The following is a 19,210-nucleotide window of genomic DNA, read 5'->3' on the forward strand; positions in this document are numbered from 1 at the left end:
ACTACCGCCGGTGTGGTGGGTGTTTCAACCCGGCAGGATTGCAGGCTGTTTCAGTTGGCCCGGCACTGGCGCCTGGCGAGCCCTGGCCATGGCCGGTGACGACACGCCACGCCCGGTGCCGAGGGCGCGAAGCGTGTGGCCCATGACCGAAGGCGCGACTGCCACATTCGAGCACACGAAGTGCATGCATGGCGATCCGCGTGGGCCAGGTTGCTTGCCGGTCGCAGGCGGGCGTTGGCCACCTGCCATGCCTCGCCAACGCTTGTCACGACCAGGCGTGATGGCCAGCTTTCCGAGACGCTGAAATCCGACCATACTGAGACGAGAAGACCCGCACCCTAACGCGTTCCCCACCTTCAACTTGAACGAGCCCGCAGACAGAGATGCTGCAGCCGTCGGGAGATCCATTTGCTGACCGTTCCGATGGATCTGATGGGTGACGACCGCCTCGTTCATGTGTTGCGTGCCAGCGAGCGGCTGGCCAGGGCGGCATCGGTCGACCAGGTCGTCGCCATCCTGCGCGACACGGCGCGCGCCACGGTGGGCGCCGAGGGTATTGCAGTGGTCATCGAAAACGAAGGCTGCTGTTCCTACGTGGCCGAAGATGCGGTCTCGCCGCTCTGGCAGGGCCAGAGCTTCCCGTCCGAGCAGTGTATTTCCGGCTGGGCGATGCATAACTGCCAGACGGTCGTGATCCGCGACGTTCGCCTCGACCCGCGCATCCCCCAGGCGGCCTATGCGGCGACCTTCGTGCGTAGCCTGGTGATGGTGCCCATCGGCAGGCCGGTGCCCATCGCAGCGCTTGGTGCGTACTGGTCCGACGTCCACGATCCTCCCGCCGAGACCATCAGGCGCCTGGAAAGCCTGGCGCAATTGGCAACCATCGCCATCGAGAACGCCCGCCTGACCCAGGCGCGCAATCGTGAGGTCGCCATCGGTGCCGCGCAGAAACGCATCCTCGAGCTGGCGGTGGAAGAAACGCCGTTGAACGTCACGCTGGAGGCGATCGTCCGCGAGGTGGAGGGGCTGTCCGTGTCCGGTTTCCTGGGCGGCATCCTGCTGCTCGATGAGGGGGGCGGGCATCTGGCCCATTGCGCGGGGCCGAGCCTGCCCAGCGCCTACAAGGAAGCCAGCGACCGCATCGCCATCGACCCGGGCGCCGTGACCGCACTGGCCGACATCGGCAATGACCCGAACTGGGCCGCTTTGCGGGATCTGGCCCGCGGCCAGGGTCTGCACCTTTGCTGCTCGATCCCGATCCGTTCGGCACAAGCCGCGCTGCTCGGTGCCTTCGTTCTCTACCACCACGAGCGCCGCGAGCCGTTGCCGGCGGATATCGAAATCATCGACTTCGTGGTTCACACCGTGGGGCTGACCGTGCACCGTGCGCGTACGGATTCGGCGATTCGTATCAGCGAAGCCAGGCTGCGCCTGGCGGTCGACCACGCCGATGTCGGTTTCTGGGATGTGGATTTCGTTCGCAACACGCTGGTCTGGCCGGCCCAGACCAAGGCGATGTTCGGCATCTCGGCTGACGTGGAGGTCACCCTGCAGGACTTCTACGACGGTCTGCACCCCGAGGATCGCGACGCGACGATCAGTGCCTTCGTGGCGGCCGCCGACCCTGAACGACGCGCCCTCTACGAAGTCGACTACCGCACCATCGGCCGCGAGGACGGCGTGGTGCGCTGGGTCGCGGCCAAGGGGCGAGGGGTGTTCGACGCCGCCGGCGTCTGCCTGCGCGTGACCGGTACGGCCATCGAAATCACTGCCCGCAAGGTTGCCGAGGAGGAGTTGCGCGAGCTCAACGACACCCTGGAAAGACGAATCGCCGAGGCGATTGCCGAACGGGAGGAGGTCCAGAAAGCGTTGCGCCAGAGCCAGAAGATGGAAGCGATGGGGCAGCTGACCGGCGGCGTCGCCCATGACTTCAACAACCTGCTCACCCCGATCGTCGGCACCCTGGACATGCTGCAGCGGCATGGCGTGGGGGGCGAACGGGAGCAGCGGCTCATTTCCGGCGCCATGCAGTCGGCCGAGCGCGCCACCACCCTGGTGCAGCGGTTGCTGGCCTTCGCGCGCCGTCAGCCGTTGCAGACGGTGCCGGTCGATGTGGCCAAGCTGGTCAGTGACATGGGCGACCTGCTGGCCAGCACCACCGGGCCGCAAATCAAGGTGGTCATCGATGCGCCGGAAAACCTGCCCGCCGCCATCGCCGATCAGAACCAGCTCGAGATGGCGTTGCTCAATCTCTCCGTAAACGCCCGTGACGCCATGCTCGAGGGCGGCACGATTCGTATCTCGGTCGGTATGGAGTCGGTCGCCGAGGGCCACCGTTCCAAACTCCCTGCCGGTCACTACCTGTGCCTGTCCGTTGCCGATACCGGCACCGGCATGGACGCGGCAACCCTGGCCCGCGCGGTGGAGCCGTTCTTTTCCACCAAGGGCGTGGGCAAGGGGACGGGGCTCGGTCTTTCCATGGTGCACGGGCTGGCATCCCAGCTGAACGGCGCGCTGACCATCCAGAGCGCGCCCGGCCTCGGCACGAGCGTCGAGCTGTGGTTGCCGCGCAGCGCCGCCGAGCCGGCCGCCGGGTTGCGCATCGTCGAGGCCGCCGAGCCTCGCCAGACGCGCGGTACGGCGCTGCTGGTCGATGATGAGGACCTGGTACGGGCCAGCACCTCGTACATGCTGGCCGAACTGGGCTATCGCGTGGTCGAGGCGGCCTGTGGCGAAGAGGCCATGCAGCGGGTGGCCAGCGGCGAGCCCTTCGACCTGCTGGTCACCGATCACCTGATGCCGGGCATCAATGGCACCGATCTGGCGCGCATGGTGCGCACCTCCCGGCCTGGAATCGCGATCCTGCTGGTGTCCGGCTATGCGGAGCGTGAGGGCCTGGACCCGGAGCTGCCACGCCTGACCAAGCCGTTTCGCAAGAGCGAACTCGCCGCAAGCCTCGCTCAGCTTCGCGGCGAATCCTGGGACGAAGCGCCCGCGGCCGTGGTCTCGGCGCCCTGAATTCTCCGCGGACGGCGCCTCGTGCACTGCCGCGGGCGGGGCCCATGGCGCTGCCGGTCAACTGTCCGGAGCGCGTGCTCGCCACTGCAAGGGATCGGTGCCGGCTAGGTCGGTCTGTCCCGTTTCGCCGGACTTGGGGGCTCTGCCGCGGTCAGGCGGATGATTTGCCGGGCGAAGAATGCTCCGGTGAGGATCACGCCGAACAGTCTCAGCGTCTGCATGGCCAGGACCAGGCCGGCATCGGAATGGGTTTCCACCGCGATGATCGCCATCGCATCGAGCCCACCCGGGCTGGTGGCCAGGTACATGGACAGGAAATCCGTTCCGGTCAGCGAGGCGAGCAGCCAGGCGAGTCCGGCGCAGAGCAGGATCAGCACCAGGGCGCCGACGATCATCGCTGGCAGGCGTCGCCAGACATGACTCAGCGTCTCGCGGTCGAAGCGCAAGCCGATGTAGCAGCCGATGGCCGCGTAGCCGAATGCCAGCAGCTCGCTGGGCAGGGTGATGGTCAGCATGCCGGCCAACTGCAGGGCGGCGCCGAGCAGCAGTGGTACCAACAAGGCCCCGGCGGGTAGAAACGCAGCGGCGACGACGCCGGCCAGGATCACGCCGATGCCCAGGGCCAGATCCCCATGGCTCGTCAGCGGCGCGTTGGCGATGGCCTGGCTGACGCCGCTCGTCGCCCCCAGCCAATGGCTGACCAGGGCGCCCGCCATCACCACGCACACCACCCGCACGTACTGCATGGTGGCCACCAGGCGTGAGTCGGCGCCGTAGTCCTCGGCCATGGCCACCATCGCGGATGCGGCGCCCGGCGCCGTTCCCCAGGCGGCGGTATTGGCGGAAATACCGCCGAACCGCACGGTTCCCAGGCCCACCAGCGCACTCAGGCAGACGGTCAGCAGCGTCGCGAACAGCATGATGTGCCAGGAGGTGGCCAGCGACACCAGGACCGACCAGGTCATGGTGTGGGCGACGAGCAGGCCCACGCAGCCCTGGCCGAACCTGAAGACGTGCTTGTGCAGGCGCAGCCCCGCGCCGCACACGCCGAAGACGATGGCCACCAGCATGGGCCCCAGAAACAGGCCTGCCGGTACCCCGACGGCATGCAGGGCGTGCCCGGCAATCGCGGCGCAGAGGACCAGGGCCAGCCAGCGCAGTGCCTGGGCGGGCCATGGGAGAAGGTTGTGTTGCGCTGGCATTGGCATTCCGACGATCACGCGCGTTAGCGCTTCGAGGCAAATTATCGACAGGCTGATTCATCACGTCTATTTTCTAATCTTTTATGAACGATAACTTTTGTGAATGAATCATGGACCTGCGCGACCTCAGCTACTTCGAAACCATTGCCGAAATCGGCCACCTGGGGCGGGCTGCCGACAAGCTGAACCGCAGCCAGCCGGCCTTGACCAAGAGCATCCAGCGGCTCGAGGAGTCGCTCGGCGCGCGGCTGTTCCAACGTGATGGCCGGGGTATCAGGCTGACCGAAGTGGGTGAGCTGCTACTGATCAGAAGCAGGCAGCTGCAGGCGAGCGTTTCCGAGACGCGACGCGAGGTGCACGACCTGGCCAACGGGCTGATCGGTAACGTGCGCCTGGGATGTGCAGCCAGCATGGCCGAATACCTGCTGCCGCAGCTGGCCGCCTCCCTGCTGGAGCGGGCGCCCGAGGTCAGGCTGAGCCTGTCGATCGGCCAGGATGACGTGTTGAAAAGCTCGCTCAGATCCGGGCAACTGGACGCGATCATCAGCCCCCTGCATGCCCAGGACCCGCAGTTCGTGACCTATCCGATCCTGGAGGACGAGGCGGTGGTGGTGGCCAGCGTCGACCATCCGATTTTCGCCGCGCCATACGGCCTTGCCGATTTGACCCGCTACCGCTGGATACTGCCGTCGCCGGCGGTTTCTTCCAGGCGCTGGGTCGACAACCTGTTCGCCGTGCACAAGTTGGCGGCACCTGTGGTGCAGATCGAAACCAACACCATCTCCATGCTTCCCAGGCTGATCGCCCGCACCCATCTGTTGAGCTTTCTGGCCAGGGAAACGCTGCAGTTCAGCCAGGGCATGAACAGGCTGCGGGAAGTGCAGTTGCCTGAAACGACCATGCAACGAACCGTGGCGGTGACCGTCCGGGCGGGAGGCTATCTGCCCTCGGCGGCGGCCACCCTGGTCTCGATGCTGCGCGAGAACGGCCGCCGGTTCTTCAGTGGCGACTGAATGACCATCGAGTAGCCGGGCGCCATTGCCGACGTTTTTCTCCAGCGAGCGCTTGACGAGGTAGAACGATCGTTCTACCTTAAGGCCATGAACAAGACGACGACCGATACCCGCGAAAAGATCCTGGCCAGCGCCGAGCAGCTCATCTATCGGAACGGAATTCATGCCACCGGCATGGACCTTCTGGTGAGAACGTCGGGCGTCGCCCGGAAAAGCATCTATCGCTACTTCATGACCAAGGACGAAGTGGCCGAAGCCGCGCTGAAAGCGCGGGATATCCGCTGGATGTACTGGTTCAGAACCGAGTGCGACAAAGGGGCTACGCCCCAGGCCCGCATCCTGAGCATGTTCACCGTGCTCAAGGGCTGGTTCGAATCCGAGGGCTTCTGCGGGTGTGCGTTCATCAACACGGCGGGGGAGGTGGGCGACCCCGATGACCCCATCCGTCAGCTCGCCAGGCTGCACAAACAGAAATTGCTGGATTACACGCTCGAGTTGACCGGGCAATTGAATATCGAGCACCCGCAGGCACTGGCCAAGCAGTTGCTGGTATTGATCGAGGGCGCGATCACCATGGCACGTGTGATGGGTGATTACAGCGCCGCCGACAGCGCAAGGGATGTTGCGCAGCTGTTGTTAGAACAGGCCTCGCCCTGACGACCTGAGCTTCAAAGACGTTACCCCAACCGATCTATCCACGTTGCCTGGAGGCACTACCATGCCTGATGCCCAAACTCGCCCGCCACTTCCGCCGTTCACCCGCGAAACCGCGATCGAGAAAGTACGACTCGCCGAAGATGGCTGGAACAGCCGCGATGCCGAAAAGGTCTCGCTCGCCTATACGCTGGACACCAAGTGGCGTAACCGCGCCGAGTTCGCGACCAACCGCGAGGAGGCCAAGGGCTTTCTCACCCGCAAATGGGAGAAAGAGCTGGACTATCGCCTGATCAAGGAGCTGTGGGCCTTCACCGACAACCGCATCGCCGTGCGCTACGCCTACGAATGGCACGATGACTCGGGCAACTGGTTCCGTTCCTACGGCAACGAAAACTGGGAGTTCGCAGCCGATGGCCTGATGCACCGCCGCTTCGCCTGCATCAACGACATGCCCATCAAGGAAAGCGAGCGCAAGTTCCACTGGCCACTCGGCCGCCGCCCGGACGATCACCCGGGGCTGACGGAACTGGGTTTGTAAGCATCAGCCTGCCGGACAGGCCCCCGACGGTCGTGCTGTCGGGGGCGTCAACCGCGCCGCGGAGTGCCTGCCGCTGTAGCAGGACGCCATGGCGGACCTCACGCACCTGGGTGAGCCCGATCCTCAGGGACCGGTAGTGGCAAGTCCTGGGGTTTCGAGGGCTGGACCTCATCGGGCGCGACGGTCGAGATGGCATCGAGCGTACGCTGCCCGTTCAGCGGCCCGACCCGCGCCTGCAGCACATCTGCCAGCTGCCTGAGCCGGCTCTCGGTGAGCCCGACATTCCTGCTGATGCGGATATGGGACTGCAATTGCGATTGCACGCCGGCGGCTTTGCCAGTCGGGGTTGTCATGTTCGAAGACCGCACCGAACAGGTGGTTCAGGCAGTCATCTATGGCAGGCGCGACTTCGAACAGCGGGCCTTCACCGACTGGACGATCAGTTTGGCCTGGTTCGCCCGGAGACGGCCGAGGTACCGACCTTCGTTCGTGGCACTTGGGGCAAACATGGTGGTGCGGTAACCACCCGTGAGGTGGCCGAGCGGCGTGAGCGCACCAGCCCGGCGAGCAGCAATCCGATCATCTTGCAGGTGCGCTGGTGATCCGGCGGCAGGTCCTTTCAGCGCGATGCCCGCATGCCCCTGGTATCGCCAGGTGGTGCCGGGAGTGCGGTTGGACCGGTCGTCAGCGTGGCACCGCCCGTCAGGCGCCAGTCAGTTTTGCTGAACAACGGCTTTCCCAGGGGACACGAACCCAATAGGAACGAAAGCGCCATCGGCGCTCCTTTGAACTGACTTGGAGAACCCAGATGAAGGCAATCGTCTACAACGGCCCGCGTGACGTCAGCGTCCAGAACGTCCCAGATGCGAAGATCGAGAGGCCAACGGATGCGCTCGTTCGAGTCACCTCCACCAATATCTGTGGCTCCGACCTCCATATGTACGAAGGCCGAACCACCTTCGAGACCGGCCGCGTCTTCGGCCACGAGAACCTCGGCGAGGTGGTCGAGGTCGGCGCGGGGGTCGAGCGGGTCAAGGTGGGAGACATGGTCTGCTTGCCCTTCAACATCGGCTGCGGTTTTTGCGAGAACTGCGAGAAGGGCCTTACCGGCTATTGCCTGACTGCCAACCCAGGCAGTGCCGGCGCCGCCTATGGCTTTGCCGAGATGGGTACCTATGACGGCGGCCAGGCGGAATTGCTGCGCGTTCCCTTCGCGGACTTCAACTGCCTGGTGCTGCCCGAGGATGCCAGGGAGCGCGAGGACGACTACGTCATGCTCTCCGACATCTTCCCCACCGGATGGCATGCGACCAGGCTGGCGGGGCTGCAGCCCGGGGAGTCCATCGCCATCTACGGCGCCGGCCCGGTCGGCCTGATGGCGGCGCACGCCGCGCTCATCCAGGGCGCTTCGCAGGTCTTCGTCATCGACGATCAAGCGGACCGCCTGAAACTGGCCGCCCAGATGGGCGCCACGCCAATCAACTCGGTCGAGCAGAAGGCCGTCGACGAGATCCTCAATTACACCAATGGCAAAGGCACCGATCGCGGTTGCGAGTGCGTGGGCTACCAGTGCTGCGACAAACATGGCCATGAGGTGAATCACCTGACCATGAACAACCTCGTCGCCTCGACCAAGGCGACCGGTGGGATCGGCGTGGTCGGGCTGTTCGTTCCCCAGGATCCTGGGGCTGAAAATGCCTTGGCCAAAGAGGGCAAGATGGCGTTCGACTTCGGTGCCTTCTGGTTCAAAGGGCAGAAAATCGGCACCGGCCAGGCCAACGTCAAGGCGTACAACCGCCAACTGGCGGAGCTGATCCACCACGGGCGCGCCACGCCTTCGCAGATCGTTTCCCATCGGTTGAAGCTGGACGATGGCCCAAGCGCCTACAAGCACTTCGATGCCCGTGACCAGGGCTGGACGAAGGTAGTGATGAAACCGGCTGCGTGAGGCTCCGGGGAGCCGCCTTACCCATGAGGCGGCTCCCCCTCATGGCGTGGGTACGGGGCCCGCTGCTGGCTGCCGAGGCGGTGCCCACCGCGGAGCGAAAATCGCTGGTCTGGCGCGGGTTCGCCAGCGGCCGTTGACAGGCGAGCGCACGAGGATGCCGTGGGCCAGGTGCTCGGGCATCGAGGTGAGTCGTTTCGGTGACAGCCCGGGCGGATCGTCCACGGGCCATTGGTCATTTGTGACAAGCAAGCCCTCTGTCCGATGGTGTATTTTTGCCCGGTCTCGAGGGCTACCCGGTATCTGCAGGCCTTGCCTGCTTGGCCGCGGGAGCATCCGCTGGCGGGCCGTACCTGACGATGGAAACAGCATCCCGCACGTCTGTCTTTCGAACCCCGGCAGCAAGGGCGCAGTCCATTGCAGGGTTTGTCTGCCATTCTTGCAGCCCCCAGGACAACCCGTAATCAAAGCCGGCTACGCCAGCATGGCTATCCTCCGATCATTCTACGTTGGCCGGACTCGTCGCCGGAGAGCAGTGGTGCGTGTGAACCAGAACCTGAATCACCTTTCTCGCGAAGAACTGGAAGCGGAAGTGCTGCGATTGCGCGCAGCGGTGCATGGCGCCGAGCGGACGGCTGCCCCGCGAGCCATCGCGGAAGCAGCGCCAAGCCAGCGTGCGGCGCGCCAATGGGCGGTATTCGACAGCGCCGTGGATTTCGCCATCATCCTCATCGACCCCTCGGGGACGATCACCAACTGGAACTCGGCCGCTGCACTGGTGTTCGGCTGGAGCGCTGAAGAAATGTGTGGCCAGCCGGCGGATCGCTTCTTCACGTCGGAGGATCGCCAGACGGGCCGGGTCGAACACGAGATGCAGCAGGCGCTGCGAGAGGGGCGCGCATCGGACGAACGCTGGCATATCCGCAAGGACGGGCAGCAGATCTGGGCCTCCGGCGAAATGATGCCGCTGTTCGCCGACAACAATGTCCACCTGGGCTTCATGAAGATCCTGCGTGACCGCACCCGTGAACACCTGGCCGGTCGTGCGATGGAGGAAGCCAAGGAGCGTTACCGCCTCGCTTCCAAGGCGACCAACGACGCGATTTGGGACTGGGACCTGGTGGCCAATCACGTCCTCTGGAACGATGCGCTCGAGCACGCCTATGGCCATGCGCTGGCCACCATAGAAACCAATGGTGATTGGTGGATGGCGCAGATTCATCCGGACGATCGGCAACGTATCGATACCTCGATCCATGCGGTCATCGATGGCGAGGGCACTGCCTGGACGGACGAATATCGATTTCGTCGCCAGGACGGCACCTACGCCGAAGTGCTCGATCGAGGGCACGTGATCCGCAATGTGCAGGGCAGGGCCGTGCGCATGATCGGTGCCATGCTCGACCTGACCCAGAGTCGCTCGGCGGCCACCGCGCTGCGCAAGAGCGAGGAGCGATTCAGGACCATCGTGGAAACCATAGAGACCGCATTCGCCATCGTCGAAGTCAAGTTCGACGAGGCCGATCGCCCGGTGGACTACCGATTCATCGAGGTGAATCCGGCCTTCGAGCGCGAGGCGGGGGTCAACCTGCGCGGTAAATGGGTGACCGAGTATGCCCCGGATCTGGAGCAGTTCTGGTTCGACACCTATGGAGGTGTGGCCAAGACACGCGAGCCGGCGACGTTCGAGAGCTATGCCGAGGCCTTCGAACGCTGGTTCGACGTGCGTGCCGTTCCGGTCGGCGACCCTGCAGAGCGGCAGATCGGCGTCTTTTTCAATGACGTCACCGCCCGGCGAAATGCCCAGGAACGTCTACGCATCAGCGAAGCGGTCGCCCGCGAAAACATCGAACGGGTGCAGCTCGCCCTTGCCGCCGGCGCGATCATCGGCACCTGGCACTGGGACATCCCGAGCGATCGCTTCACCATCGACAGTGCCTTTGCCGACGCCTTCGGTCTCGACCCTGCTTTGGGGCACAGCGGTCTTTCTCTCGAACAGGTCAACGCGACGGTACACCCGGATGACCGCGCGGGGCTGGTGGCGGCCATCAACGATGCCATCACGCGCGGCGGTTCCTATGCCCACCAGTACCGGGTGTTGCGTGCGGACGGCAGGTATTACTGGATCGAGGGCAACGGCCGCGTGGAGTATGCGCCGGACGGCACGCCGCAGAGCTTTCCCGGCGTGCTGATCGATGTCGAGGAGCGCCGCACGCTGGAAGCCGAACGGGATCGTGCCACGGCAGCGCTGCGAGCGCTCAACGAGACCCTGGAGCAACGGGTCGCAGCGCGCACCGCCGAGTTGATGCAGACCGAGGAGAAACTGCGCCAATCCCAGAAGATGGAGGCGGTCGGCCAACTCACCGGTGGCCTGGCACACGACTTCAACAACCTGCTCACCGGCATATCGGGCTCCCTGGAGCTCATGGGCGTGAGGATGGCGCAAGGGCGGGTCAACGACCTGGAAAAATACCGGCTGGCGGCGCAGGGGGCGGCCAAGCGGGCATCTGCATTGACGCACCGCTTGCTGGCGTTTTCACGGCGACAGACCCTGGACCCCAGGCCGACGGACATCAATGCGCTGATGCTGGGCATGACCGATCTGATCCAGCGTACCGTAGGGCCGAGCATCAGCGTGGAGACCGTAGGCGCCACGGGGCTGTGGTCGGCGCGGGTCGACGCCAGCCAGCTGGAAAACGCGCTTCTGAATCTGTGCATCAATGCCCGTGATGCCATGCCAGACGGCGGCCGGATCACCATCGAGACGGCCAATCGCTGGATGGATCGCAATGCCGCCCGCTCCCATGACCTGGAGGAGGGGCAGTACCTGTCCATCTGCGTGACCGATACCGGTACCGGCATGACGCCGGATGTGATCGCCAAGGCATTCGATCCATTCTTCACCACCAAGCCCATCGGCCACGGCACCGGGCTGGGCCTGTCGATGATCTACGGGTTTGCCAAACAGTCGGGCGGGCAGGCGCGCATCTACTCGGAGGTCGGCCTGGGAACGACGCTGTGCATCTACCTGCCACGCTATCTGGGTGACGCCGTGATCGAGCAGGAGGAACCCGGCCCGCGGGACGAACCGCGGGCCCAGTCTGGCGAGACGATTCTCGTGGTCGACGATGAGCCCACCGTTCGGATGCTCTTGGCCGAGGTGCTGGGAGAGCTTGGTTACACGGTGATCGAGGCGGCGGACAGCATGGCCGGGCTCAAGGTACTGCGCTCCGATGTGCGTATCGATCTGCTGATCACCGACGTAGGCCTGCCCGGCGGCTTGAACGGTCGGCAGATGGCCGAGGCTGGGCGTGACGTCCGCCCCGGTCTGGGGACCTTGTTCATCACCGGCTATGCGGAGAACGCGGTGATTGGCAACGGCCATCTCGAAGCGGGGATGCAGGTGCTGACGAAGCCGTTTTCCGTCGACACCCTGACCGCGCGCGTCAGAGAGCTGATGGGGGATTCCTAGGCTGCGCCGGGCGGGGTGCCATCGCAGCCCGGTCGATCCGGGCTGCCCCGTCGCAAGTCAGCGGGGGCAGCGGGTAGCGAACCCGTGCCTGTGGAATCCGCAGCACTGTATGAAACGCTTATCGCAGCCGCCATGCCCCAGGTTGGCCAGGGGGGCGATACGGAGCGACCCTGGCGACCGACGAGTGGTTAAGTGGGACTTAAAACGCCCGTTGACATCTACGCGCCATCAACCAAAATCTTCCTTCAACTTCAGGGAACATCTGTTGATGGCGAAGATGCCTCTCAAGGTGGCGGTGCTTCATATCAGGCAGTACTTCCAACCATTGGTCGTGAACATCACCCCCCTTACCAGCCGTACCATGGATGTAACGTTACTCGACCCGAAAACCGGCGAGTCCGTTACCCTCCAGGCTATTCCTTGCCGCAGAATGATTTCGCCCGCCGAGCTTTTCCAGCTGATCAACCTGATCGAGTCACAGGCCGAGGCCCGCATGCCCAGCGTGTTCTCCAGCCACTTCGTGAACAAGCTGCACCAGCTGTGAAGTGTGGCGGGACAAACCGCACGGCCATGGCGTAAAATTTTCTGAACGTTCCCTCGAACACTTTTTCTCATCTGCATGGCTAGAGCAGATCAGCATGAACACCTACATCCAGCAATTTGCGAGCGCGGTCGCTGAGCGCTTCACCGTGGTAGTCGAATCGCATCAGGGAATGGTGAGATTGCAGTGCCTGGATAACGCTGGCCAGCTGATTACCACCCGCGTGTTCACTGACCGACAACTTCGCAACGGCGCGCTGGTTTGCATGGTACTGGCCGATCTGAAGCTCTCGCTCTACCAGCAGGACGGTCACCCTCCGCTTACCCCGCTACCCGAAACCCACCACCCCAGCGCGTCCTGATCACGGCAACGCCTCGCAGTCGCAAGAAAATCCCTGCCCAGCGCTTCGATTGCCCCTTCGGCGTCCTGCTCTCCGTTCGTGGGCTGGTCGGGAGGCTCCAGCGATAGCGGTTCCTCCGGCGGGGAGGCGGTGGGTCAGGGCATCAATCGGCTGCCATGTCTGCGAGCCGATCCATCGCGCCTCACCGGTACCTCGACCGCGGCCCACAATGCCTTGCTCGAACGCACGGCGTACGGCGTCCACCTGCCGCGCCAGAGCCGCGTCATGGGCTGCCAAGCGTCACGGGCTCTCACCCATTGCTGACACACACATCGGCCAGCTTCAGATAGCTGAGCGTCTGCGTGTTTCCCTGTGAGTTCTCGTAAGTCATTTTCACCTGCACCACCTCGCAGGTCGTCGATTGCGGTTCCTCGATGCGAATGACCCTGGCGATATCCAGCTTCATGCCGTAGGTATAGGCCGTGGTTTCGCCACGCTCTTCAGCCTGCAATGGCGAGCTGTTCAAAACCCAGAGGCCCAGCAGGCCTGCGATCAACCCGGTTTGACGTTTCATCCGAACTCCACAAGGCTGAGGACCCGCAGCCTGAACGGTCCTGCATAAGGCCCAGGTCGCGAGCGCACCTGAGCCGGTGAAAAGCGCCTAGCGCCTGGCATGTCCGCGCCAGGCACCTGCTGGCCGAGCCTGATCACCTGCGCACGGCGAGTGCCTCGGTAGTGGCCTGCGGGGCAATGCCCATGGTCCGGTGCAGCTCGACCCAGCGCCGTGATACATCGCTGCCGGCCTGCACCTGGCTGCGCTGGATGTCGAACAGACTGCGCTCGGCGTCCAGCACCTCCAGCAGTGACACGGTGCCCACCTCGTACTGGTTACGCGCCAGCTCGACGGCGCGCGTGGCGGCAGCCGCGGCCTGGTCCAGACGCTGGCGACGTTGCCAGTCCTGGCCATAGGCGTGAATGGCGCTCTGGGTTTCCCGCAGTGCCTGGCGCAGCGAGGTCTCGTAGGCCAGGAGCGCCTGGGCCCGGCGTGCATCGCTGGTTTCGATGCCAGCGCGAATGCGCCCAAAGTCGAACAGCGGCTGCAGCAGCCCAGCGGTCAACGACCAGGCAGGCGCGCTGGCCCCACGCTCGAACCCGCCCAGGGCGCCCAGCGTCAACTGCGGGTAACGCGCCGCCCGGTTGGCAGCCAGCACCTCACCCGCCGCCTGCAGGCGCTCTGCGGCGGCGCGGACATCCGGCCGTTCCCGCAGGATCTCCACGGGCACCTCGAGCAGGCTCGTCAGGGCATCCTGGCGCGGCTTGCGCAGCGTCTCGGCGCCCTGCGCGAGGATCGCGTCGACCGCCTGCTGCTCGGCCGCCAGCAGGTAAGCCAGCGCGTAACGCGCATCGGCCTGTTGCTGCCGGGCAAGGGGAATTTCCGCCTCGGTCACCTGCACCTGGGCTTCGATGCGCTCGACATCGAGACGATTCACCGTGCCCTGGGCGAAGCGCTCACGGGTGACCCGGGCGGTTTCCCGCTGTGTGGCGCTGGCACGGGTGGCGATCGCCAGTTGCTGCTGCGCCAGGCGATAGCTCAGGTAGGTGTTGGCGACTTCCGCCATCAGCCCGATGCGCAAGCTGCGATAGTCCTCGGCGGCGGCCCGCAGCTCGGCGTCGCCGGCGTTGCGCAAGGCCCGCAGCCGTCCGGATACATCCAGCTCCCAGGCCAGGTCCAGGCCGTAGAAATGCGTGGTGGTGCGGCCGTCCTGGGCGTTGCGTGAAGCCCCGTAATCGGCGCCGATGGCGATGTCGGGCAGCAGCGCAGCCGCTGCCTGGCTGCGCTGGGCGCGCCGTTCGCGGACCCGCTCGGTGGCGCTCAGCAGGTCCAGGTTGTCACGCAGCGCCAGGCCGATAAGGCGCTCGAACGACCGATCCTCGAAGCTCTCCCACCAGCGTGGCGACAGGGCAGCCAATGCCGAAGGCGTCGTGGCTGGCGCCGCCACCAGCGTCGGCCGGGCTTGCTCCTGGCTCGCACAACCGGCCAGGCCGAGCACCGCCATCAGCGCGAGCGAGGCTCGCCTGTACAGGGGCCGCTTCATAGCGCACCTCCCGATGGCTGTGCAGCCCCGGCCTGGTTGTGGCGCCGCGACAGGCGGTCCAGCGCCAGGTAGACCACCGGCGTCGTCAGCATCGTCAGCACCTGGCTGAGCATCAGCCCGCCGACGATGGCCACGCCCAGCGGCTCACGCAGCTCGGCCCCGGTGCCGAACGCCAGCATCAGGGGCACCGCGCCGAGCAGGGCGGCCAGGGTGGTCATCAGGATCGGCCGAAAGCGGGTCAGGCAGGCCTGGTGGATCGCCTCCCGTGGCGACAAGCCCTCGACGCGCTGGGCATGCAGGGCGAAATCGATCAGCAGGATGCCGTTCTTCTTGACGATGCCGATCAGCAGGATGAGCCCGATCAAGGCCATGATCGAGAAGTCCAGTTGCCAGGCCCACAGCAGCAGGATGGCGCCGATGCCCGCCGAGGGCAGCGTCGACAGGATGGTCAGCGGGTGCACGAAGCTCTCGTAGAGCACACCGAGGATGATGTAAACCGCAAGCATCGCGGTGAGGATCAGCAGCGGCTGGCTGGCCAGCGAGGCCTGGAACGCCTGGGCCGCCCCCTGGAAGGTGCCGGTGACCGACGCCGGCATACCGACCTCCAGCTGCAGCGCCTCGAGCTGGGCCACCGCATCGCCCAGGGCCACACCCGCGCTGAGGTTGAAGGAGATGTTGGCCGCCGGCAGCATGCCGTTGTGGGCGATGACCTGGGGGCCGCTCTCCTGCGCCTCGAGGCGAGCGAAGGCGCGCAGCGGGACCATCTCGCCGGTGGTCGGCGAGCGCAGGTGGAAGAACGCCAGGCTCTCGGCGTTACCGCGCTGCGCCGTGCTCAATTCGAGCACCACCTGGTACTGGTTGGTCTCGGTCTGGTACTCGTTGATCTGCCGCTGGCCGAAGGCGTCATACAGGGCGTTGTCGACATCGGCGGCCGAGAACCCGTAACGGGCCGCCTCGTCCCGGTCGATGGTCAGGCGGGTGATGTTGGCGTCCAGCTGCAGGTCATGGGAAACGTCCTGGAACGCCGGCATCTGCCGCAGGCGCTCGGTGAGCGTCCGGGTCCATTGTGCCAACTCGGCACTGCTCTGCGCGCGCAGCACGTACTGGTACTGGGCACGTGGCACCCCAGCGCCGATGTTGATGTCCTGAGCGGCCCGCAGGAACACCTGAATCCCGGGCACCTGGGCCAGTTGCGGGCGCAGGCGGTCGATGACCTGGCTGACGTTCTCATCACGCTGCCCAGGGTCATTCAACACCAGCCAGATGCGCCCATTGCCGATGGAATCGCTGGAGGCGCCTCCGACGCCGTGGTTGTAGCTGATGACTGCCGGATCCTGGCTGAAGATCGCCTCAAGCTGCTTGTGCTTGGCGACCATCTCGTCATAGGCGATATCCGGCGCGGCCTGGGTGAAGCCAATGATGAAGGCGGTGTCCTGCAGCGGGAAGAACCCCTTGGGAATCATCACGAAGCTGGTCACGCTCAGGACCACGCTGAGCATGAAGATACCGAGCATGCTGCGTTGATGGTCGAGCGCCCACCGAAGTGCGCGGTCGTAGCCCCTGACCAGTCTGCTGGTGAAGCCCGGGGTGCTGCCCTCGCGGTGTTTGGGAGCCTGCATGAACAGCGCCGCCAGCGTCGGCACCAACGTCAGGCAGACCACCACGGAGATCAGGATGGCCGCGGTCGCCGTCAGCGCAAACTCACGGAACAGGCGGCCGATCACGCCGCCCATGAACAGCAGCGGAATGAACGCCGCCACCAGCGAAACGCTGATCGAGACCACGGTGAAACCGATCTCGCGCACGCCTTTCAGCGCCGCGCCATAGCGGCTTTCGCCTGCCTCCAGGTGGCGGTGGATGTTCTCGACCACGACGATGGCATCGTCGACGATGAAACCCACGGCAATCACGATGGCGACCAGCGTCAGGTTGTTCAGGCTGAAGCCCGCCAGGTACATCACCGCACAGGTCGCTATCAGGGAAACCCCCAGTACGGTTGACACGATCAGGGTTGCCGACCACTGGCGCAGGAACAGCGCCATCACCCCGACGACCAGCACGATGGCGATCACCAGGGTCAGCATGACTTCATGCAGCGAGGAGCGAATGGTGCGGGTACGGTCATTGAGCACCTCGACCTCCATGGCCGCCGGCAGCGCCGCGCGCAGGCCTGGCAGGGCGGCCTGGATACGCTCGGCGGTGGCCACGATATTGGCTCCCGGTTGGCGCCGGATCACCAGGGCGACACCGGGGCGGCCATTGGGCCAGTACTGGGTGTAGTCGTTTTCCGCGCCCAGCTGGACGGTGGCGAGGTCCTTGATCCGCACCGCCGAGCCATGGCGATAGGTGACGATGATGTCGGCGTACTCGTGCGCCTCGAACAGCTGGTCGTTGACCGCCAGGGTGGAGATACGGTTGTCGCCGAACAGCGCACCCTTGGGCAGGTTGACGCTGGAGCGCTGTACGGCCTCGCGGATATCGGCCAGTGTCACCCCGGCGCCGGCCAGCACCTCCGGGCGCGCCTGGATGCGTATGGCAGGCCGTTGCTGGCCGACGACTTCGATCAGGCCGACGCCCTGGACCTGACTCAGCTGCCGCGCCAGGACGGTTTCGGCCTGGTCGCTGAGTTCGGTCATCGACAGGCTGTCGGAGTTGGCGCTGAGGATCAGGATCGGACTGTCCGCCGGGTTGACCTTGCGCCAGGTCGGCAGGCTTGGCATGTCTTCGGGCAGCCGCGCCGCGGCGGTGTTGATCGCGGCCTGGACTTCCTGGGCCGCGCTGTCGATGTCTTTTTCCAGGCTGAACTGCAGGTTCAGGGTAAGCTGGCCGAGGGAGCTGGACGAGGTCATCTCGGTGATCCCGGAAATGGTGCTGAGCTGCACCTCCAGCGGTGTCGCCACCGACGAGGCCATGGTCTCGGCGCTGGCGCCCGGCAGGCTGGCGGTAATCTGGATGGTCGGGAAATCCGCCTCGGGCAGGGGCGCGATCGAGAGCCGTGGAAAGGCCAGAATACCCAGCAGTACCAGGGCGATGGTCAGCAGAATGGTGCCAACCGGATGATCCATGAACCAGGCATACAGGCTGCGACCGGTCATCAGAACACCCTCCGCTCGGTCACTGCAGCCGCCTGGGCCTCGTCGAGAATGCGCACGGCAATTCCCGGACGCAGCCTGGAGTGCCCATCGACCACCACGGTATCGCCCGCGCTCAGGCCGCTGACCACGGCGAACTGCTCATCGCTGTGGCGCACCTGGACCGGTTGCGGCGCGACGCTGCCGTCCACCACCCGCCAGACCAGCACCTGATCGCTCCCTAGGCGCAGTGCCCGCTGCGGCACCACCAGGGCATCCGGCAAGGTCCGTACCTGCAGGTTCACCGTGACCGACTGATCCGGCCACAGGCGGCCATCGGGGTTGGCGAAGTCGGCCTTGACCCGGATCGTCCCGCTCTGGCTCAGGACCCGGTTGTCGAGCAATGCCAAACGCCCCTCGCCGAGCAGCTCACCGCCGTGCCCCGCGTACGCCTGCAGCGGCGCCGGATCGTTCTCGCGCGCGAGCAGCGCCTGCAATTGCGGCAACATCCCCTGGGGCAGCGCCACCTCGACGCTGATGGGGTCCAGCTGCACCACGGAGAACAGCCCCAGCGCGTCGCCGACCCTTACAAAGGCGCCTTCATGCACGTTGTGAATCCCCACCCGACCATCGTTCGGCGCATGGATGCGGGTATGGGAAAGCTGCACCTGGCGCGCCGCCACGCTGGCTTGCTCGGTGCGTACGGTGGCCCGCAACTGGGCCACCAGGGCACGCTGCTGATCCAGGGTCTGGGTTGAAATGGCCTGGCTCTTGGCCAGCGACTCATAGCGGCCCAGGTCCAGGCTGGCGGACGCCAATTGGGCCTGGGCCACGGCCAGTTGTGCCTTGGCCTGATCCAGGGCAGCCACGATGCTGCGATCATCGATGCGTGCGAGCAGATCGCCACGCTTGACGAACTGCCCTTCCTTGGCCGGCAGCTCGACCAGCAGACCATCGACCTGCGGGCGAATCTCCACGCTGCGCTGGGAACGCACGGTGCCCAGTGCGCTGACCATTACCGGCACCGCGCGCTGCGCCACCGTGCCGACCCGTACGGGCACCGCCGCCGGCGCCACTGCGCCAGTCGTGGCCACCGATGATGAAGGCCAGAAGTAGAGACCACCGGCAACTGCCGCGCAGCCCGTGAACAGAGCCGAACCAAGCCATTTTCTGAACGCATTGGGCATAGCCACGACATTCCCCTCCCCCTAGATGATGGTCGCACTCTAGGGCGCAGAGACTGACGTCAAGGTGACCGCTTACTGACAGGAAAATGTCAGGCGCTCGCAAAGGCCTGGCCGCCGAAACGGCGCGCGA

Annotated in this window: 14 protein-coding genes; 8 read left to right on the forward strand and 6 right to left on the reverse strand. The window is 65.3% G+C overall.

What is annotated here, in order from left to right; all coding sequences use genetic code 11:
• Positions 1 to 408 precede the first annotated feature (408 nt).
• Entirely contained in the window at positions 409 to 3,018 is a 2,610-nt protein-coding gene (locus tag K8U54_RS17405) for a GAF domain-containing hybrid sensor histidine kinase/response regulator (protein ID WP_249906995.1), read from the forward strand.
• Between the two features lie 104 nt (positions 3,019 to 3,122).
• On the opposite strand, the gene K8U54_RS17410 is transcribed toward K8U54_RS17405, so the two are convergent.
• Positions 3,123 to 4,226 carry an AbrB family transcriptional regulator gene (locus K8U54_RS17410; RefSeq protein WP_249906996.1) on the reverse strand — a complete coding sequence of 368 codons (1,104 nt, stop codon included), beginning with the start codon at positions 4,224 to 4,226 and terminating at the stop codon, positions 3,123 to 3,125.
• A gap of 104 nt (positions 4,227 to 4,330) precedes the next feature.
• Here K8U54_RS17410 and K8U54_RS17415 point away from each other — a divergent pair, with 104 nt between their 5' ends.
• The 3 genes from K8U54_RS17415 (at position 4,331) to K8U54_RS17425 (ending at position 6,428) form a co-directional block, all read left to right on the forward strand.
• Positions 4,331 to 5,233: a LysR family transcriptional regulator gene (locus tag K8U54_RS17415; RefSeq protein WP_249906997.1), complete on the forward strand. Its 903-nt coding sequence runs from the start codon at positions 4,331 to 4,333 to the stop codon at positions 5,231 to 5,233.
• A gap of 87 nt (positions 5,234 to 5,320) precedes the next feature.
• On the forward strand, positions 5,321 to 5,890 hold the full coding sequence (locus K8U54_RS17420; RefSeq protein ID WP_249906998.1) for a TetR/AcrR family transcriptional regulator: 570 nt from the start codon (positions 5,321 to 5,323) through the stop codon (positions 5,888 to 5,890).
• 61 nt (positions 5,891 to 5,951) lie between these two features.
• The gene (locus tag K8U54_RS17425; RefSeq protein ID WP_249906999.1) at positions 5,952 to 6,428 is read left to right on the forward strand and encodes a DUF1348 family protein; all 477 of its coding nucleotides are present in this window, start codon (positions 5,952 to 5,954) and stop codon (positions 6,426 to 6,428) included.
• A gap of 98 nt (positions 6,429 to 6,526) precedes the next feature.
• Here K8U54_RS17425 and K8U54_RS17430 read toward each other — a convergent pair whose 3' ends face one another.
• Complete coding sequence (locus K8U54_RS17430; protein ID WP_249910519.1) at positions 6,527 to 6,781, reverse strand: hypothetical protein; 255 nt, start codon at positions 6,779 to 6,781, stop codon at positions 6,527 to 6,529.
• Between the two features lie 455 nt (positions 6,782 to 7,236).
• Here K8U54_RS17430 and K8U54_RS17440 point away from each other — a divergent pair, with 455 nt between their 5' ends.
• The 4 genes from K8U54_RS17440 (at position 7,237) to K8U54_RS17455 (ending at position 12,747) form a co-directional block, all read left to right on the forward strand.
• Positions 7,237 to 8,376, forward strand: coding sequence for a glutathione-independent formaldehyde dehydrogenase (locus K8U54_RS17440; RefSeq protein WP_249907000.1), 1,140 nt, complete (start codon positions 7,237 to 7,239; stop codon positions 8,374 to 8,376).
• A 592-nt stretch (positions 8,377 to 8,968) separates the two neighbouring features.
• Positions 8,969 to 11,845: a PAS domain-containing protein gene (locus K8U54_RS17445; RefSeq protein WP_434060032.1), complete on the forward strand. Its 2,877-nt coding sequence runs from the start codon at positions 8,969 to 8,971 to the stop codon at positions 11,843 to 11,845.
• 268 nt (positions 11,846 to 12,113) lie between these two features.
• Positions 12,114 to 12,389, forward strand: coding sequence for a DUF1652 domain-containing protein (locus K8U54_RS17450; RefSeq protein ID WP_249907001.1), 276 nt, complete (start codon positions 12,114 to 12,116; stop codon positions 12,387 to 12,389).
• Between the two features lie 94 nt (positions 12,390 to 12,483).
• Positions 12,484 to 12,747, forward strand: coding sequence for a hypothetical protein (locus K8U54_RS17455; protein WP_249907002.1), 264 nt, complete (start codon positions 12,484 to 12,486; stop codon positions 12,745 to 12,747).
• Positions 12,748 to 13,036: 289 nt separating this feature from the next.
• Here K8U54_RS17455 and K8U54_RS17460 read toward each other — a convergent pair whose 3' ends face one another.
• From K8U54_RS17460 to K8U54_RS17475, 4 genes are all read right to left on the reverse strand, one after another.
• Positions 13,037 to 13,300 (reverse strand): DUF2790 domain-containing protein, encoded by a 264-nt coding sequence (locus K8U54_RS17460; protein WP_249907003.1) that lies wholly within the window; start codon positions 13,298 to 13,300, stop codon positions 13,037 to 13,039.
• A 133-nt stretch (positions 13,301 to 13,433) separates the two neighbouring features.
• The gene (locus K8U54_RS17465; protein ID WP_249907004.1) at positions 13,434 to 14,822 is read right to left on the reverse strand and encodes an efflux transporter outer membrane subunit; all 1,389 of its coding nucleotides are present in this window, start codon (positions 14,820 to 14,822) and stop codon (positions 13,434 to 13,436) included.
• Positions 14,819 to 17,917, reverse strand: coding sequence for a multidrug efflux RND transporter permease subunit (locus tag K8U54_RS17470; protein WP_249907005.1), 3,099 nt, complete (start codon positions 17,915 to 17,917; stop codon positions 14,819 to 14,821). The genes K8U54_RS17465 and K8U54_RS17470 overlap by 4 nt, the downstream gene beginning before the upstream one ends.
• Positions 17,917 to 19,080, reverse strand: coding sequence for an efflux RND transporter periplasmic adaptor subunit (locus K8U54_RS17475; RefSeq protein WP_249910464.1), 1,164 nt, complete (start codon positions 19,078 to 19,080; stop codon positions 17,917 to 17,919). The genes K8U54_RS17470 and K8U54_RS17475 overlap by 1 nt, the downstream gene beginning before the upstream one ends.
• Positions 19,081 to 19,210: the final 130 nt, after the last annotated feature.

The organism is Pseudomonas fulva, from assembly GCF_023517795.1.
Classification (GTDB): domain Bacteria; phylum Pseudomonadota; class Gammaproteobacteria; order Pseudomonadales; family Pseudomonadaceae; genus Aquipseudomonas; species Aquipseudomonas fulva_D.

Excerpts from the sequence above, each read along its gene's own strand:
- K8U54_RS17450 (WP_249907001.1), top strand. The coding sequence starts at position 12,114 with ATGGCGAAGATGCCTCTCAAGGTGGCGGTGCTTCATATCAGGCAGTAC.
- K8U54_RS17455 (WP_249907002.1), top strand. The coding sequence starts at position 12,484 with ATGAACACCTACATCCAGCAATTTGCGAGCGCGGTCGCTGAGCGCTTC.
- K8U54_RS17425 (WP_249906999.1), top strand. The coding sequence starts at position 5,952 with ATGCCTGATGCCCAAACTCGCCCGCCACTTCCGCCGTTCACCCGCGAA.
- K8U54_RS17475 (WP_249910464.1), bottom strand. The coding sequence starts at position 19,080 with ATGCCCAATGCGTTCAGAAAATGGCTTGGTTCGGCTCTGTTCACGGGC.
- K8U54_RS17465 (WP_249907004.1), bottom strand. The coding sequence starts at position 14,822 with ATGAAGCGGCCCCTGTACAGGCGAGCCTCGCTCGCGCTGATGGCGGTG.
- K8U54_RS17415 (WP_249906997.1), top strand. The coding sequence starts at position 4,331 with ATGGACCTGCGCGACCTCAGCTACTTCGAAACCATTGCCGAAATCGGC.
- K8U54_RS17420 (WP_249906998.1), top strand. The coding sequence starts at position 5,321 with ATGAACAAGACGACGACCGATACCCGCGAAAAGATCCTGGCCAGCGCC.
- K8U54_RS17470 (WP_249907005.1), bottom strand. The coding sequence starts at position 17,917 with ATGACCGGTCGCAGCCTGTATGCCTGGTTCATGGATCATCCGGTTGGC.
- K8U54_RS17440 (WP_249907000.1), top strand. The coding sequence starts at position 7,237 with ATGAAGGCAATCGTCTACAACGGCCCGCGTGACGTCAGCGTCCAGAAC.
- K8U54_RS17460 (WP_249907003.1), bottom strand. The coding sequence starts at position 13,300 with ATGAAACGTCAAACCGGGTTGATCGCAGGCCTGCTGGGCCTCTGGGTT.
- K8U54_RS17410 (WP_249906996.1), bottom strand. The coding sequence starts at position 4,226 with ATGCCAATGCCAGCGCAACACAACCTTCTCCCATGGCCCGCCCAGGCA.
- K8U54_RS17430 (WP_249910519.1), bottom strand. The coding sequence starts at position 6,781 with ATGACAACCCCGACTGGCAAAGCCGCCGGCGTGCAATCGCAATTGCAG.